This window comes from Pseudosulfitobacter sp. SM2401 (assembly GCF_042932805.1).
Lineage (GTDB): Bacteria > Pseudomonadota > Alphaproteobacteria > Rhodobacterales > Rhodobacteraceae > Ascidiaceihabitans.
The window spans coordinates 2,238,198-2,253,461 of the sequence record NZ_CP170633.1 but is presented as its reverse complement, the minus strand read 5'-3'; the positions used below and the strand labels follow the sequence as shown (position 1 = coordinate 2,253,461).

Here is a 15,264-nt window from a genome sequence, read left to right as displayed (position 1 = left end):
TGTTCTGCATTGCCGATCGGGATGCTGTAGATCGACTTTCGCGAAATACAGCGCAGACCTTGGCGGTCGCGTAAATTTGCTGGATTGTGCTGTCGTGCCGCTTATTCAGGGGCGACGTCTGTCAACGTTGGCAGTGCTTGATAATTTGCACAAACGGCATCCAAAGCGGCGCGCCACCTGTCTTATTCGTCCCCATTGCAGGTGCCCGCGAATAAACGCTACGATTGCACATGAATGCTTTTTTGCGAGTTGCGGACTTGCCCCTTTCACTGCGGAACCAATACTTGGCATCCTTGCAAGAGCCGCAAGAGTGGTTCCTTGAGGAGTTGGTCAGATCAGGTGAAGTCTGGGAATCTCCCGGCGAGGGATATGCCATCTTTCATGCAGACCGTCTGGTAGAGTTCTACGCAAAAGACCGCGCCAAAGCGCACCTGCTCCTGAGCAATCTTATCCAACAGCGACCTTTCAGGAAGGTTCTTTGCAAGTCATTTGATCGGGAACTGATTGACGCCGCCAAAACACTAGGGTGGGCTATGGTTGAAACCGGGTTCTTGTTTCGCAAACGCACCCCGGTCATTCTAAGTAAAATTGATACTTTCCAGTTCGCTAGGGCGAGGGCGGTCGATCTGTCAGATGCCTGGATAACTGGGCGCGATTTCTATGACAGCAAGGATGAAGTCGAGCAGATCTATCGGTCCAATGGCCTTTGGATCGCATTCAATGACGGGCAACTGGTGGGAAGCGGGGTGATGATTCCGATTGATGGATCAGGTGACGTTGTTGACATTGGAATGGTGACACGACGCAGTCAGCGCAAAAAGTGGTTCGCCAGTTTGATTGTCTCCGAGCTTGCGAACGTTTTGGAAAGTGAGGGCAAGAGGCCGATTTGTGGATGCGCTGAAAGCAATTTTGCATCGAAGGCCGCATTGGAGAACGCAGGCTTCGTTTCCCAGCACCGGCTTGTCCAGATTAGTGTCCCTGACTGATCCAGTGCTTGCAATGTCGCTAACTGTCATTAAAAAGCGCTAAATTTTGCCAACTGCTTTCGTCAAATACCTAGTATGAGCCCAGAGTGACAGGTACGACACTTGTGGCGAACGGTTGATTTTGCCCTCAGGGTTTCATCTGTGGTAAAATGTCGAGGATCGTAAGACGTTTCATTTCGTCTTTCTTGAAACGCCCCGCGATGCAAAGTTGTGCGTAGCCGTGCACAGCGCTCCAAATGAACATTTGAGCGCGCGTTGCTGTTAGCTCATCACTCGCGTGGCCAAGCGGCAGATCTTGGGCGATGTCGGCAAGCACGGCAAAACAAGCCACGACATTCCCCATCAGTTCCAGATCATCGCTTTTGGTGCGCCCCCGCGCGAACATCAGTTCGAACAAATCGGGATGATCAACCGCAAAGCTGACGTACCCCTGCAACGCCAAATCGCGACGTTCGGGGCGGGGGGTATCCTCAGCCCAGCCGTCGCGCATGGTATCTGCCAGCATTGCGTATCCCGCACTTGCCAACGCCGTCAAAAGGCCAGCCATGTTCCCAAAGTGGTTTTTTGGGGCGGTATGGCTTACACCCACGGCGTCCGCGCACTTGCGCAATGACAGCCCCGTCGAGCCGTATTTGTGCAGAATATCCAAACTTGCCTTGACCAAGGCCTGCTTGAGGTTGCCGTGGTGATACGATTTTTCAACCAACATATTATCCTTATCGGGCAAAATATTTCCGGTGTAAATATTATCTTGACCGGCGCTCGTTAACCGGCTACTCAATGTATACACCGTAAATATTCAGCACGAAATCTTCTGTATCTGACCAAATGGCCCGCTCCCGGGCCACTGGCTTTGTGCACTCATTCAAAAGGACTTATCATAAGGAAAGCAATCATGACCATTGCCCTGTCACTTGTCGGCGTCGTGGCGACACTGGCAGGCGTTTGGTTCACCAATCTGTTTGGTTTGAAAGAAAGCATCTATGTCAGCCAAATTGTCAAAATGCGCGTCGCGCCTGAGCGCTTGACCAATCCCAAAACGCCGCAAGATTACGGCATGGTCTATTCCGATGTTGAAATCATGACGGCGGATGATGTGCGCCTGAGCGCGTGGGAAATTCTTGCAGCCGAACCTTCGGATAAAACACTGATCGTCAACCACCCTCTGACAACAACCCGCTATGGGTCAATCGAAGGGCTAGATGGCGTTGCTGTTGAATTTCTTCCCATGATCAAGCACTTGCACGAGGCAGGATACAACATTGTGATGTACGACCACCGCGGCCAAGGCGACAGCGACGGTGGGACAGGCAAAACGCTGATCGGGTCCGAGGCACCAGTCGGCGCGGGCGAAACGGAATGGCAGGATGTTGCGGCATCCCTGCGCTATGTCAAAGCGCATCCAACCTTTGGCGACGATGAGATCGGATTTCTGAGCCAGTGCATGGGGGCAAGTGCGACGTTTCTTGCGTGGCAAAACGCACCTGAGCTGTTCAGCGATCCTAAAATCACCTCGCTTGTCGCGATCCAACCGCCCGTTTCATACAATATGATTGATCGTTTTATCCAAGCGAAAACCGGCATGGATTTGGTGGATCAGGTGTTGGATGCACAACGCGAAAAGTATGGGTTTGGCTATTTGATCTCCACCGAGGTCACTAACATTGTGCGGACGATTTGCATCAAAACACCTGTTGCAACGGCGAGGTAATGCTGAGTCGGCAATAGCCGGACGATGCATCAATGTCTGCTCTGATGAAGCAGGGTTAAACCGACCCTCTACGCACGATAGGTGTATCGAGTATGGAAACTAGGCGTGGCGTGAGCGCCATTTGCTGTGCCAAAAACCGCGGGCTTCGTGTAGGAAAATTGAACCCTTAGTGCATAAGCACTTTTGAACGGAGCCTGTGGGGGCCTGCTGAAACCGATAGGTAGATCTCGGGTCATTGCTTTTGGACAACACCCAAGGTCGATCTCAAATGTGTTTTGGAATCTCTTGCTGAAAACGCATTTCCATAATTGTGCCCGTGGCATTCTGGTAAGACATGCACTCTAGTTGCCCATCGTGGTGGTCAACAATTTTGCGCACAATCGCGAGCCCCATGCCGCTGCCTTCAACTTCGTCCCGGGGTCTAAGAGTTGTCATCGCTTCAAAGACACGCTGCGAGAATTTTTCAGGAATTCCTGGTCCGTCATCGCTTACTAGGATGATACACATGTCATCCTCTCTGCGAGAAGATATCTGAATTCGACCATGATCTAAGTGATGATGTTTGATTGAATTTGAGATCAGTGACGTCAAAAGCGTTAAAATATCTCGCTCACCGAACATGAGTGTTGAGCACTGCAAATCGACTTCGACGTTAAAGCCTTTGGGCAATTTGACTTGCTCAAACACAGTATCCAACGTGTCTTGCAAACTAACAACGCTTGTATTCTGCGAACGCCCGACGCGTGAGTAAACCAGCAAATCGATCAGCATCCGATCGAGGCGCTGCGTGTGCGTGTTCATTAGGGTAATGTGATCTGCAAGGTGGCCTGTGATCTTATGGCCATCGGAAATCAGGTCTTCGGTGATCCACTGGGGGACTTCCAAAAGCGCGCGGATCGACCCCCTTACATCGTGGCTTAGCAGATAAATGAAGTCTTCAAAGTCTTTAGAATCTTTGGTGGCAACTGGGTGTCGGTTGACCGGTTTGCTGATTGAATAGTCGCTTTGAGTGTTCATTTTTTAAGCCTCCGTTTGTCAACGAAATAGGCGATTTCAGTTGATTAAGAGTAAACGTGCGCAGCCTTAGTCCAAATCTTTTAGAACAGCCCGGACTTTTGCTGGATATTTCCAGCGCAAGCGTTGCCACCGCTTTTGTTGCATCCGTAAACCAGATGCATTTGTAACCAGACGCCATCGTTGTGATACGCGTTCAAGTGCTTGTTTTGGTGGGATTTCTTTTGCCAGTGCGCGTGCAAGCCAGTCTGCCAGGATCCTGAAATATTCACCTTGTCCTTTTAAATACAAATCAGGGATGGCCGATTTCATGCTGCTTTGGTGCACCGCTAAAAATTCAGAGGTGTAGGTTTCCTTGATTTGCGCATCTTCATAGTGTTCAGGCCGGAACGGATCAAAGAAGCCATCAGGTTGGCGGACGGCCAGTGTCGACATGCTTGGCGTTGAGGCAAACAGAGCGAATAAATAAGAGATTTCCGGGAATTCCGAATTGCTGGTCACTACAAAATTCCAACCCCAATTGAAATAGGGCATCGAAATCAAGGTGTCTGAAAACACCCCGCCCGGGGTTTGCCCATAAACCAAATTTCCACGCATCGGCGAATCTGGTCGGGTCAGGTACTTTTGCGTCCCACCCCATCCAATGTTGCAATAAATGTCGCCTTGGCTGAACCGTTTCCAGTTTTCGAAAAGGCCCAATTTGTTGACTTCAGGGACCAAGTAATCGGTGGCTCGGATCATGTCCTCGAGGGCTTCGACCCCTTCAGGTGATGTGATTTGGGGATCCATATCAGGTGAAAACGGCCAAACGCCTTTTGCGTGAAACCGCACCCACCATTCCCACGCGAGATAACTGGGGGTTCGGAACAACAAACCACCCCATTTGCCGTTTTCCGGGTCGTTAAAGAACGCCATTTGTTGGTCAAGTTCGTCCCATGTTTCCGGCACGCCCAATTCGTATCCAAACGTTTCGCTGTAGCGGGCCATATTTTGCGGATCTTGTTGCATAGCCTTATTAAAAAAGGTCATGTAGGCATCGCCGTCAGTTTGAAATCCGTAAATTTCCCCATCAAAACTGTCGCCGATCCCGTATAAAATGTCTTCGCGGAACCCATCGGGCTCGTAGCGTTTTGCGAACTTAGTAAGCGGCACAATCGCCTTTGATGAAACAAGATCGGGCAGACCAAAGGTAGCAGGCAGTGCGACGTCATATTGGTTGGATTTACTCAGCCCATCCAGATAAAGTTCTGTATTTATCTCGTCGACGGGGGTTTCGATGGCTTTGATCTGAATGCCGGTCATCTGCGTAAAAGCCTTGATCACAGGTGTGACGTTCGCGGCTGAACCATTGGGCAAAAGCAACCGCAGAGTGACATCGCGCCCATTCTTGAGATCGCGTGCTTGTTCTGCGACCCGAATGTGCAATTCATCGGCGGAAGCTGCGGCACCCAGTGTGGCCATAGTCGGTAGCATTGCCGAGGCCCCGAACCCGGCCATAAGATGCCTGCGCGAGATTATTGCCGCGTTGCGTGCTTCATCCGTCATTTTAATGATATATTCCTGTAATCCCCAATCTAAGCACCTTCGTTGAAGAACGTTAACCACGCGTTAACGCCCTTTCGTTACAGAGGAGGAGGATGGTGAGGGAAAAGAACGAATACTATGTCACAACGTGGGCTACCTACTTTTGCGCCTGGCATTGTTTTGCGGTTACGCATTGTGTTTTTCGCAATGTCGGTCGCCTTGGTGTGCGTAATGCTTGTGACATTTGGTCAAATGCGTTTCTTGAATGCCTCAATCGAAGAATTGACTGAAACGTCGTTTTCGACATTCGTTACAACGGAAGAAACAGAACGGACTCTCAAAAGTTTGCTTTTGTTATTGCACCGCGTCGATGGGGTGCAAACTTTGGATGACCTGGCCCCTTTGGGTATACTCGCTGAAGAGCAATTGGACATTCTCGGGGATCGCACCCGGAATATGGCGGAAACACACACCCCCGGTGAAACTGCCTTTGCGATGCAAAAAGCGCTGACTGAAATTGATATTGGCACGCGCAGCATCTTAAAAATCCAAAAGGGGATAATGGGACATGAAGCGAATATCGCAGTTCTAACGGGCGCATTGGAACAGTCCGGAGTTGAGGCGCGCACATATTTTGAAGAAATGTCGTATGCTGCTGCGCTGGTGGCCCAAAACAAGACCGCAAACGTCAATATTGACTCGCCCAAACAGCTCGAAGCCTTTGTTCAGGATTACAATGAAAGTTTGGCCCTAGCGAACACCGTGACAACGATGTCGCTGGAGGTTGAGGCCGTTATCGATGCTGTTATCGGGCTTCAGAGTTTTGTTGAAATACGCGACCTTTCAATACCTTACAACAACCTGCGCCACAAAATGCGTAATATTGCTGTCCTGACAGGTCAACTTGCGGACAATGAGACGCGCACCAATCTGGCGCGTGTGATTTTAGAAATGCGTGCAATCCTTTTCGGGGATGATGGCGTTGTTGGCGAAGTAAGCCAATTGCATTCATTGCGTGCTGCTTTGGCTAAGGCAAAGCAGGCGCAGTTTGCACCGATCGAACGAATTTCTGGAATATCAGCCGAAATGTTAGCTGCGGCGCGGGCTGAAATTGACGCGTCACGTCAACGATTGGAACACGCGACCCAGAGGGTGATCACCATTCTGGTCGCTGTGCTTTTGTTGATGTTGCTCGCCATCACAGCGACATTGATTTGGGTTGTCGAGCGACAGATTAACAAACGTATGGCGCGATTGACCAAGGCGGTGCTTGCCATTGCGGATGGTGAAACTTCTTATGAGGTTAACGTCAGCGGCCCTGATGAGTTGGGTAAGATGGCGAATGCATTGCAAGTATTCAAATCCACGGCGGAAGAATTGCATCGTTCAAATGCTGAACTTGAGAAGTTTGCGTATGTGGCCGCGCATGATTTACGCTCTCCTTTGCGTGCAATCCAAGACTTGTCAGGATGGCTGCTTGAAGATGAGGAAAATGTGTTTTCCGGTGAGGGAAAGCAGTACATGGCCTTGATGACTGGCCGGATCGAGCGATTGAACCAGCTTTTGACAGACTTGTTGGAATATTCGCGTGCGGGCTCGGTAGGGTTGGAATTCTCTAATGTCTCAATAAAGGATATTGTGCAGGAAACCGCGGAAATGCTGGACCCGATGTGCAATTTCGAGATTGGATTTGTTGGCAGTTGTGAGAGCGTTGTGACGTACGAAACGCCGTTGCGCCAAATTCTACTGAATTTGATTAACAACGCGCTCAAGCATCACGATGAGAAAGCCGGAAAAGTAACAGTTGATGCCCGCGTGGATGGCGATCGATTGCATTGCCGGGTGCAAGATGACGGTGCCGGAATCGACCCCAAATATCACAGTAAGATTTTTGGCCTGTTTCAAACGTTGAAATCGCGGGATGAAGTCGAGGCAAGCGGACTTGGACTTGCGATTATCCATAAGTTGCTCGAGCGCCTTGGTGGAAAGATTTCTGTGGAATCAAATCCGGACATTATGCGTGGAACATCATTTGTTTTTGATGTTCCGATCAAGGTAGCGCACACAAAACAAATCAAAAAAGCAGCGTAAGGCAGTGGGAGTACGAGACTATGACTGAGCATCAAATGGGGTCGATTTTCGACGTAAAAACTGATCCGATAAAATTCTTGATTGTCGATGATGACCAGGTCACGGTCATGGCGATCAAGCGCGCGTTACGGAAATTGAAAATTATCAATCCTGTCGTGGTCGCATGCGATGGCCAAGAAGCGCTGGATATGATGCGCGGTGAGTGCGAAGGGGACAAGTTGCTTCCGCCATACTTGGTTACGTTAGATTTGAACATGCCACGGATGGATGGGTTTGAGTTTCTTGAGGAAGTGCGCAATGATCCATCGTTGCAACGCGCCGTAATATTCGTTTTGTCGACCTCTGATGCGCCAAAAGATGTAGCGGCGGCCTATAGTTCGAACATTGCAGGTTACATCGTCAAAGATGACCTCGGCGATAGCTTTATCCGCGCATTGAATATGATCGACACCTACACCAAAGTTGTCGAACTACCACATTAAGAATGCGCCTATAACCGCATGGATTTTCACAATAATTTAACCAGAGATGGATCGAAAAAGTTCGCTGTATTAAGACGTCTTAAAGCTTACCAAAGCAAAATCGTAATGTGGGTACATGATGGCCACTAATACGTTGAGGATAAGATGATAAGTGCTTTGGCCTTTGAAAACATGCTGGCGACAATGCCCGCTGCTCCAAGTGACATTAATGTTCTGATTTTGGACGACAACCAATTTGATCGCGTGCGCATTCGACGCATGTTTGAAAGCCTGGAATTCGGATTTCACTTAAGCGAAGTGGAAAACCTAGATGGCTTGGATCAAAACCTGGATAACAAGGACTTCGACATCGTTTTGATCGATTACAACCTTCCTCAAGGTGACGGGTTGGAAGCGTTAGAACGCATTCAAAAGCATGAGCGCAATTGCAACGCGACAACGGTGATGATCGCAGGCGATGATCAGTCCCAGATTGCAGTCCGTGCTCTGAAAAGTGGGTGCCAAGACTACATCGCCAAAGGAACGCTAAGCACGCACCGACTACGATCGTTGGTGCTATCTGTAATCGACGCCGCACAAGCCTCACCTACAAATACTGATGACTTGCATGAACGTTTGGAACTGCTTGTTTCTCGTGTAAAAGAGCATCATTCCAGCGCTTTGCAGCCCAAAGTTGCGATGATCATTCAAGATATTCGCTCGCTCAGGGCGCGGGTCTATCAGCCTCATAGCCCGTTGGCGGTAGAATTGGCTGCCGTGGAAAAACGGTGCCTGAATTTATGGTCAAGTTTGTCAGAGACGGACGCAATCACCTTGAAAGCGCCAAAAGATGTTCGGGTCAGCTGACTTCAAAACGCTCGTCAATACTTGGATAAACGTCGCCTTTTAATGCAACGGGCGCGCGTGATGTTTCTTTAGCAAGTAAACAGCAGCGGGACTTGGCACGTGACCGGCTCAAATGGCAACGCTCGACACTTCAATCTGGAATGATGGTCTAATCAAGGTGTATCTTCATCACGACCAAGATGAGGAACATACAATGCCGGCTCTAAAGCTTTGGCGGGTTTTGAAACGCGTATTTCGACTAATGGATGAACGTAACCTCAGCCTTATCGCTGCGGGTGTTGCATTTTATGGCATCTTGGCCGTCTTTCCCGGACTGGCAACCGTCATTGCCCTTTGGGGGGTCGTGGGGGATCCCGGGGCCGTTGCGGAACAGATGTCTGAATTCCGTGCGGTGTTGCCGCAAGATGTTTTCACTTTGATCGATGCGCAGCTCAGGGCGTTGTCACAAGCTGACGGGCTGACACTTGGCTGGGCTTCAATTTTATCTCTGACCTTGGCGCTTTGGTCCGCGCGGGCTGGCGTTGCCGCGCTGATGCGTGGATTGAACGCTATTTACAATATACCAAACCGGCAAGGCATTGCGCATTATTCGCGGGCGTTGGTCCTTACTGTCGCGTTGATAGGTGTTGCTGTCACCGCGATTGCTTGCATCGTTTTGGTGCCGGTCATTTTGGCGTTTGTACCTCTGGGGCCGTGGGCCGAAACAGGGTTAGATGTTGCGCGTTGGGCCGTTGCATTAACCGTTTTGCTGGCTGGTTTCTCGATTATTTACCGTCTAGGCCCCAATCGTGCGGGGGCTCCTGCGCGCTTGGTTACGCCGGGCGCGGTCTTCGCGACGCTGTGTTGGGCCGCGGCATCCACTGGGTTTTCGGTCTATCTATCAAACTTTGGGGCTTACAACGAAGTGTACGGGTCCATCGGCGCCGTCATCGCGATGTTGATGTGGTTGTTTATCAGCGCCTGGCTGGTGCTTTTGGGGGGGGCATTGAACGCCGAATTAGAAGCGCGCGCTACCCAAGCGCCATAAGCCACAGCCAGACGGTAAACACAGAGGCACCGGTTGCAATCAAGACACTCGAGGCGGCAACACGTCGCGCCCGACCGTACATATTAGCAAAAATATACGCGTTCACACCGGGGGCCATCGCTGCTGTCAGGACGCCGGATTGGAAGAAATCGGGCGGCACAGACAATGCGCTGCCCATTCCCCAGACCAGTGCCGGATGGATGCACAATCCGATGATGCAAACCATAGCGATCGCCAATTTGTCGCCTTCCGGTTTGTATTGCAGCAATACACCGCCCAAGGAAAACAGCGCGGCGGGTAGGGCTGCGCGTACTACCAAGCTTAGCGCGTCATCCATGACTTTGGGCAAACTAACGCCCAAAAGGTTCACCGCGAACCCAGCCAAAATGGCTAAAACCAAAGCATTGCGAAACATAGCGCGCCCAACGGCTCGCGCCATAACGGCGACGGATTCACCACGATTTCGCGTTACCTCCATCACCGTAATGCCCAGACCGTAACAAAATGGCGAATGCAGCGCGATGATCGCATAGTTGCCGGTCAACGCGTCCGGGCCAAAGGCGCGCTCACTTATGGGCAATCCCAACAGGACCGAGTTTGAAAACAAGCAGCAAAACCCGATGGCAACGCAGTCTTCCCAATCCCGTTTCAACAGGATGCGTGCCCCGAACATACCCAGCGCAAAACAGGCGGCGGCACCGGAATAAAAACTAAAGAGCAAGCCCGGATGAAACGAAGCTTGAATATCGATCTTGGCAATGGCCTGAAACAGCAGGCACGGAATTGCAAAACCTTGGGTGAATTTCATCAGCCCGTCGACGCCGCTTAGCGGAAAAACACCGCGCCACACCGCGACGTAGCCAAACCCGATAACGAGAAACACAGGCAGGATGATATCGAGAAGGATTTGCATGATCTTAGGCCAGTGGATTGAGAGCAAAAGAGAGTATCTCGGGTGGGCGGCAAGGTTATTTAAGGTATTGGGAACGTTAGCGTTAATCCGTCAAACGCCGGTTGAACGTGGTCCGGCGTTTCTGCCGCCACCGTGGCGTAATCCAGATCGTTGTGCATGTTCGTCAAGACGGCAGTTTTGGGCGCGACCTTGTCGATCCACTCAAGCGTTTGCGCCAAATGTGAATGGGTTGGGTGTGGATCACGGCGCAAGGCGTCGACAATCCAGCAGTCCAGATTGTCCATGTGGCGCCATGCGTCATCAGGTATTTTTGCGACATCCGGCAGGTATACAACATCATTGATCCGAAAACCCAAAGCATCCATGCCGCCGTGGTTCACCAAGAATGGCGTGAACGTGATCGCGCCGCCCGGGCCGTCAACGATGACGTCGCCGTCAATCGGGTTCAATTCCAAAATCGGCGGGTACGACGACCATTCAGGCTGCACAAACACATACCCAAATCGATCCATCAGGGCCTCGTGGGTTGGCACATCGGCCCAAACCTGCAATCGCGCGCGCATGTTGATCACGATCATCCGCAAATCGTCGATACCGTGCACGTGATCGGCGTGGCTGTGGGTGTAGATGACGCCATCCAACCGGCCGACGTTGGCGTCCAGCAATTGGCTGCGCAAATCCGGCGAGGTGTCGATCAACACGGATGTCGTGCCATCGGGCGTGACCTGTTCCACCAACAACGAACAGCGGCGGCGATGGTTTTTCGGGTTATCAGGGTCGCAATCGCCCCAATGCCCGCCCAAACGCGGCACGCCGCCAGAAGACCCGCAGCCCAAAATGGTGAGCTTTAGCTCTGCCATCACGCGGCCACCGCAAACTGCGCGGCTTTGGTGAAAAGCCTTTCGAAATTTGCTTGGGTTTGGGCGGCAAAGTCTGGGTATTCCATACCAAAAACTTCGGCTCCGACGCGGGCGGTGTGCGCTGTGTAGGCCGGCTCGTTCCGTTTCCCACGATGGGGCGGGGGGGCCAAATAGGGCGCATCGGTTTCCACCAGAATGCGGTCCAAAGGTGCCGCCCCAAAGATGTCACGAATGGGTTGGCTTTTGGGGAATGCCGAAATACCCGACATCGACAAATAGAACCCTAGATCGAGTGCGGCGCGGGCCAATTCGGGCGAGGATGAAAAGCAGTGCATGACGCAAGAATAGGTGCCATTCGCGTGCTCTTCTGCCAGGATTTGGGCCATGTCATCGTCAGCTGCGCGTGCGTGAATGATCAGCGGCAATCCGGTTTCGCGCGCGGCCGCAATGTGAATGCGTAGCGATTGCTTTTGAATGTCGGCACTGTCGGCAGTGTAGTGGTAGTCGAGGCCGGTTTCGCCGATCCCGACAAACTTCGGATGCTGCGCCATGGCGACCAACGCATCAACGGATGTTAGCGGTTCTGACGCCGCGCTCATCGGGTGGGTGCCAGCGGCATAAAACACTGGCGCGTGGGCTTCGGCTATGGCGCGGACCTGCGGTTCTTGGCGCAGTTTTGTGCATATCGTGACCATGCGCGTGACGCCGGCGGCCTGCGCGTTTTCAATGATCTGCGGCAATTGCCCTTCAAAATCCGGAAAATCCAGATGGCAGTGGCTGTCGGTGATTTCGGGGGGCTGTGTCATCGCCATGCTCATGCTGCGGCACCTTGAATTTTAAACATCGTATCTAGAACCAAGGCTGCGGGGTCAAGGTTAACGGCCCGCCCGTGACGGGCACGCGCGAGAGCCTCTTGGCCGATATCAGCCCATGCGCGCCCTTGGTGCGGGGTTTGCGCAAGGCGCATCAGGGTTTTGGCCTCGTGCGGGGCGGCTTCATCTGCTGGGGGGTGTCCTGTGGCACCGGTGCGTGCCAAACGGGCCAGCGCAATTTCCAGCAAAGTGAACAACAGATCCAGCTTTTCTTCGGCACCGCGCTGTGCGGCCGCTTCGGCCAAACGCAGTGTCCGTGCACGATCTAGCTGCGGCAGACTGCCAAGCAAGCCAATGATTTCGCTGTAAATCTCAAGGCCCCCAAGCAAAGACAGCCGCATCGCCTCTCCAACAGACCCGCCTGACAGTTCAGCCAAAGCCGTGCCGTTTGTACCGGCATCAACACCCGCGTTCATCATCGCGGTCTGCATTTGATCGCCGGACAGAGTGTTCAGGCGCAACGTTCTGCACCGCGACCGGATCGTGGGCAATAGCCGCGAAGGCTGGTGGGTGATCAGCAACAAAGTGGCGCGTTCGGGCGGTTCTTCGAGCATCTTAAGCAGCGCGTTTGCCGCCTGCGTGTTCATGTCGTCGGCGGCGTCGACGATGACTACCCGTCGCCCGCCATCGGTGGCAGACAGCTGGAAAAAGCCCGACAGTTTTCGAATGTCATCCACAACGATCTGATCGCGCATCCGCCCGGTTTTTTCGTTGGGCGTGCGGTTCACGGCAACAAGACCGGGGTCGGCACCGGCGGCAATGCGGTGGGACACGGCATGATCTGGCGACACCTCAAGCGAGGTCGGGGCAGGGGGGCCACCAAACATATCGTCGCCACCGGGATCGGGCGTCGCCAACAAGAATTTGGCGATTTTCCATGCCAACGTCGCTTTGCCAACGCCGCGAGGGCCAGTCAGCATCCACGCGTGGTGCAAGCGTTCGGAATTGAACGCGTCCAAAAATGCAGATTGCGCGGCATCTTGACCAATCAACTGATCGGTTTCACGCGGGTGCGGTGCGCCGGGCACTTGGGTTGGATCAGGAGTTTCGTCAGCCATAAGCAATGATGTAGCACCGGACCCGCGCCGAGGAAATGGCTTTGGCCCGACAATTGCGACCTTGAGCGCGGCTATTTTGCTAAATGTGAGGCCACGACGTCAGCGACATCGTGCGCGACAACGTCAATGGGGCGCGCACCGTCAATGACGTGAAAACGATCCGCGAATTCGTCGGCCAGTGACAAAAAGCCGGCGCGCATTTTTTCTTGGAGATCGGCGCCAAAATCCTCGAACCGTTCCTCGACTGTTTGGCGTGCTTTGGCGCGGCTGTGGCCCGTGGTCGGGTCCATATCGATCAGAATGGTCAGATCGGGTTCGCGTTTGATCATCAGCTTGTGCAATTGGTCGACCGTTGCGCGCAGATCGCCACGCGACAGGCCCTGATACATGCGAGAGCTGTCGGCAAAACGGTCACAGATCACGATTTTACCCGCCTCGATCGCGGGCTGGATAGTCCGTTCCAAATGATCACGACGCGCCGCGGCAAACAGCAGGATTTCGGTTTCAGCAGACCAGCGATCAGGATCGCCTTGCAACACCAACGCGCGGATTTCTTCGGCACCTGGGCTGCCGCCGGGTTCGCGGGTCAGCACAACATCGCGCCCAAGCGCGCGCAAGTGATCCGCAAGCATCCGCGCCTGCGTTGATTTTCCTGACCCGTCGATGCCTTCAAACGTGATAAAAGTGCCGGTTGATGTCACGATGGGTTCCGGTTTGGATTCTGGTTCACGCGGTCCAGCAGTTTCATTGCGGCGGTACTGAGACGTGCAGCAAAGCCACCGTCGGCAACATCGGATTCGGCGACCAAGGGGATGCGCGTTTCGGGCAATCCTTCGGGGGACAGGACCAGTTCAGCAAGCTGTTGACCGGCGGTGATGGGCGCTTGGATCGGGCCTGTGTAGACGACCTCGGCTGCGACTTCGTTGCCCGCAAGCACTGGCAGCAAAACCGAAATATCTTCGGCGGGGACCAATCCCACAGTGGGCGTGGCGCCCATCCAGACGTCCGCAGTTGCGATCCGTTCGCCTTGTTTCGCTAAGGGACGTTGCGCGAATTGGCGAAAAGCCCAGTTCACAATTGCTTCGGATTCTTGGGCACGAGCGGCAGAGCTATCGAGGCCTGAAATCACAAAAATCACCCGGCGCAGGCCTTGTTTGGCAGAACCAACGATGCCGTATCCAGCCTCAGATGTGTGCCCAGTTTTCAGCCCGTCAGCGCCAATACCCAGTTTTAACAACGGATTACGGTTGCGAGTGTTCTGCGGTGCGCGCCCGTCGAATTGAAAATCTGTTTCAGCAAACAGAGGGTAGTATTCGGGGAAATCTTCGATCAACCGCGTCGCCAGCAACGCCAAGTCACGCATCGACATCCGATGGCCCGCTTGTGGCCAGCCGTTGGAATTGGCAAATGTGGAATTGGTCATGCCAAGTTTTTGTGCCCGTAGCGTCATCATCCGCGCAAAGCCGCTTTCGGTGCCATCGGTGCTTAGCGCTTCGGCGATTACTGAACAGGCGTCGTTGCCTGACAACACGATAATGCCGCGCAAAAGGTCCTCGACACGGACGCGATCGCGGGTGTTCAGAAACATCGTAGAGCCGCCGTAATCCATCGAGTGTTGTGAGACGGGCAGCTTTTCGTTCAAGGACAAACGGCCATCGCGGATCGCCTCGAATGCCATGAACAGCGTCATCAATTTCGACATCGATGCAGGGGGCAGCGGCGTGTCTGCATTCTTGTTCAGCAGCACGGTGCCGGTGGTTTGATCAACGACATAGGCCGCCGTTGCACGGGTTTCAAAGGCGTGCGCGGGCATGCTCAGCACGATCAACGCGAATAGGGCTGCGATAGGGCGGATCACGGTTTGGATGCTCCTGTTTTGA

The 15,264-nt window shown here is 53.0% G+C and carries 15 protein-coding genes; 6 read left to right on the top strand and 9 right to left on the bottom strand.

Annotated features, from left to right (window positions below; all coding sequences use genetic code 11):
- Window positions 1-230 precede the first annotated feature (230 nt).
- A complete protein-coding gene (locus ACFIO0_RS11150; RefSeq protein ID WP_390910473.1) occupies window positions 231-986 on the top strand; it encodes a GNAT family N-acetyltransferase in 756 nt (251 codons plus the stop codon).
- Between the two features lie 127 nt (window positions 987-1,113).
- Here ACFIO0_RS11150 and ACFIO0_RS11145 read toward each other — a convergent pair whose 3' ends face one another.
- Complete coding sequence (locus ACFIO0_RS11145) at window positions 1,114-1,695, bottom strand: WHG domain-containing protein (protein ID WP_390910472.1); 582 nt, start codon at window positions 1,693-1,695, stop codon at window positions 1,114-1,116.
- 186 nt (window positions 1,696-1,881) lie between these two features.
- Here ACFIO0_RS11145 and ACFIO0_RS11140 point away from each other — a divergent pair, with 186 nt between their 5' ends.
- Entirely contained in the window at window positions 1,882-2,697 is an 816-nt protein-coding gene (locus tag ACFIO0_RS11140; RefSeq protein ID WP_390910471.1) for an alpha/beta fold hydrolase, read from the top strand.
- A 264-nt stretch (window positions 2,698-2,961) separates the two neighbouring features.
- On the opposite strand, the gene ACFIO0_RS11135 is transcribed toward ACFIO0_RS11140, so the two are convergent.
- Together ACFIO0_RS11135 and ACFIO0_RS11130 are read right to left on the bottom strand one after the other, a co-directional pair.
- Window positions 2,962-3,714: an ATP-binding protein gene (locus tag ACFIO0_RS11135; RefSeq protein WP_390910470.1), complete on the bottom strand. Its 753-nt coding sequence runs from the start codon at window positions 3,712-3,714 to the stop codon at window positions 2,962-2,964.
- A 66-nt stretch (window positions 3,715-3,780) separates the two neighbouring features.
- On the bottom strand, window positions 3,781-5,256 hold the full coding sequence (locus ACFIO0_RS11130; RefSeq protein WP_390910469.1) for an extracellular solute-binding protein: 1,476 nt from the start codon (window positions 5,254-5,256) through the stop codon (window positions 3,781-3,783).
- A 117-nt stretch (window positions 5,257-5,373) separates the two neighbouring features.
- Here ACFIO0_RS11130 and ACFIO0_RS11125 point away from each other — a divergent pair, with 117 nt between their 5' ends.
- The 4 genes from ACFIO0_RS11125 to ACFIO0_RS11110 all read left to right on the top strand — a co-directional run bounded on the left by ACFIO0_RS11125 (window position 5,374) and on the right by ACFIO0_RS11110 (window position 9,681).
- Window positions 5,374-7,326 (top strand): ATP-binding protein, encoded by a 1,953-nt coding sequence (locus ACFIO0_RS11125; protein WP_390910468.1) that lies wholly within the window; start codon window positions 5,374-5,376, stop codon window positions 7,324-7,326.
- A gap of 20 nt (window positions 7,327-7,346) precedes the next feature.
- On the top strand, window positions 7,347-7,808 hold the full coding sequence (locus ACFIO0_RS11120; RefSeq protein ID WP_390910467.1) for a response regulator: 462 nt from the start codon (window positions 7,347-7,349) through the stop codon (window positions 7,806-7,808).
- 171 nt (window positions 7,809-7,979) lie between these two features.
- On the top strand, window positions 7,980-8,654 hold the full coding sequence (locus ACFIO0_RS11115; RefSeq protein WP_390910466.1) for a response regulator: 675 nt from the start codon (window positions 7,980-7,982) through the stop codon (window positions 8,652-8,654).
- A gap of 193 nt (window positions 8,655-8,847) precedes the next feature.
- Window positions 8,848-9,681 (top strand): YhjD/YihY/BrkB family envelope integrity protein, encoded by an 834-nt coding sequence (locus tag ACFIO0_RS11110; protein ID WP_390910465.1) that lies wholly within the window; start codon window positions 8,848-8,850, stop codon window positions 9,679-9,681.
- Here ACFIO0_RS11110 and ACFIO0_RS11105 read toward each other — a convergent pair.
- The 6 genes from ACFIO0_RS11105 to ACFIO0_RS11080 form a co-directional block, all read right to left on the bottom strand.
- Window positions 9,665-10,594, bottom strand: a complete 930-nt coding sequence (locus ACFIO0_RS11105; RefSeq protein ID WP_390910464.1) for an AEC family transporter — start codon at window positions 10,592-10,594, stop codon at window positions 9,665-9,667. The genes ACFIO0_RS11110 and ACFIO0_RS11105 overlap by 17 nt on opposite strands.
- A gap of 59 nt (window positions 10,595-10,653) precedes the next feature.
- Window positions 10,654-11,454: an MBL fold metallo-hydrolase gene (locus ACFIO0_RS11100; protein ID WP_390910463.1), complete on the bottom strand. Its 801-nt coding sequence runs from the start codon at window positions 11,452-11,454 to the stop codon at window positions 10,654-10,656.
- Window positions 11,454-12,260 carry a TatD family hydrolase gene (locus tag ACFIO0_RS11095; RefSeq protein WP_390915322.1) on the bottom strand — a complete coding sequence of 269 codons (807 nt, stop codon included), beginning with the start codon at window positions 12,258-12,260 and terminating at the stop codon, window positions 11,454-11,456. The genes ACFIO0_RS11100 and ACFIO0_RS11095 overlap by 1 nt, the downstream gene beginning before the upstream one ends.
- A gap of 8 nt (window positions 12,261-12,268) precedes the next feature.
- Window positions 12,269-13,384, bottom strand: a complete 1,116-nt coding sequence (locus tag ACFIO0_RS11090; protein WP_390910462.1) for a DNA polymerase III subunit delta' — start codon at window positions 13,382-13,384, stop codon at window positions 12,269-12,271.
- 71 nt (window positions 13,385-13,455) lie between these two features.
- Window positions 13,456-14,085, bottom strand: coding sequence for a dTMP kinase (gene tmk / locus ACFIO0_RS11085; protein ID WP_390910461.1), 630 nt, complete (start codon window positions 14,083-14,085; stop codon window positions 13,456-13,458).
- Window positions 14,082-15,242, bottom strand: a complete 1,161-nt coding sequence (locus tag ACFIO0_RS11080; protein ID WP_390910460.1) for a serine hydrolase — start codon at window positions 15,240-15,242, stop codon at window positions 14,082-14,084. Before ACFIO0_RS11080 ends, tmk begins: the two co-directional genes overlap by 4 nt.
- Window positions 15,243-15,264 lie beyond the last annotated feature (22 nt).

Coding starts and splice junctions, on each gene's coding strand:
- ACFIO0_RS11140 (WP_390910471.1), top strand. CDS start 1,882: ATGACCATTGCCCTGTCACTTGTCGGCGTCGTGGCGACACTGGCAGGC.
- ACFIO0_RS11145 (WP_390910472.1), bottom strand. CDS start 1,695: ATGTTGGTTGAAAAATCGTATCACCACGGCAACCTCAAGCAGGCCTTG.
- ACFIO0_RS11125 (WP_390910468.1), top strand. CDS start 5,374: ATGTCACAACGTGGGCTACCTACTTTTGCGCCTGGCATTGTTTTGCGG.
- ACFIO0_RS11095 (WP_390915322.1), bottom strand. CDS start 12,260: ATGACACAGCCCCCCGAAATCACCGACAGCCACTGCCATCTGGATTTT.
- ACFIO0_RS11090 (WP_390910462.1), bottom strand. CDS start 13,384: ATGGCTGACGAAACTCCTGATCCAACCCAAGTGCCCGGCGCACCGCAC.
- ACFIO0_RS11120 (WP_390910467.1), top strand. CDS start 7,347: ATGACTGAGCATCAAATGGGGTCGATTTTCGACGTAAAAACTGATCCG.
- ACFIO0_RS11150 (WP_390910473.1), top strand. CDS start 231: ATGAATGCTTTTTTGCGAGTTGCGGACTTGCCCCTTTCACTGCGGAAC.
- ACFIO0_RS11115 (WP_390910466.1), top strand. CDS start 7,980: ATGCTGGCGACAATGCCCGCTGCTCCAAGTGACATTAATGTTCTGATT.
- ACFIO0_RS11110 (WP_390910465.1), top strand. CDS start 8,848: ATGCCGGCTCTAAAGCTTTGGCGGGTTTTGAAACGCGTATTTCGACTA.
- ACFIO0_RS11135 (WP_390910470.1), bottom strand. CDS start 3,714: ATGAACACTCAAAGCGACTATTCAATCAGCAAACCGGTCAACCGACAC.
- ACFIO0_RS11105 (WP_390910464.1), bottom strand. CDS start 10,594: ATGCAAATCCTTCTCGATATCATCCTGCCTGTGTTTCTCGTTATCGGG.
- ACFIO0_RS11130 (WP_390910469.1), bottom strand. CDS start 5,256: ATGACGGATGAAGCACGCAACGCGGCAATAATCTCGCGCAGGCATCTT.
- ACFIO0_RS11100 (WP_390910463.1), bottom strand. CDS start 11,454: ATGGCAGAGCTAAAGCTCACCATTTTGGGCTGCGGGTCTTCTGGCGGC.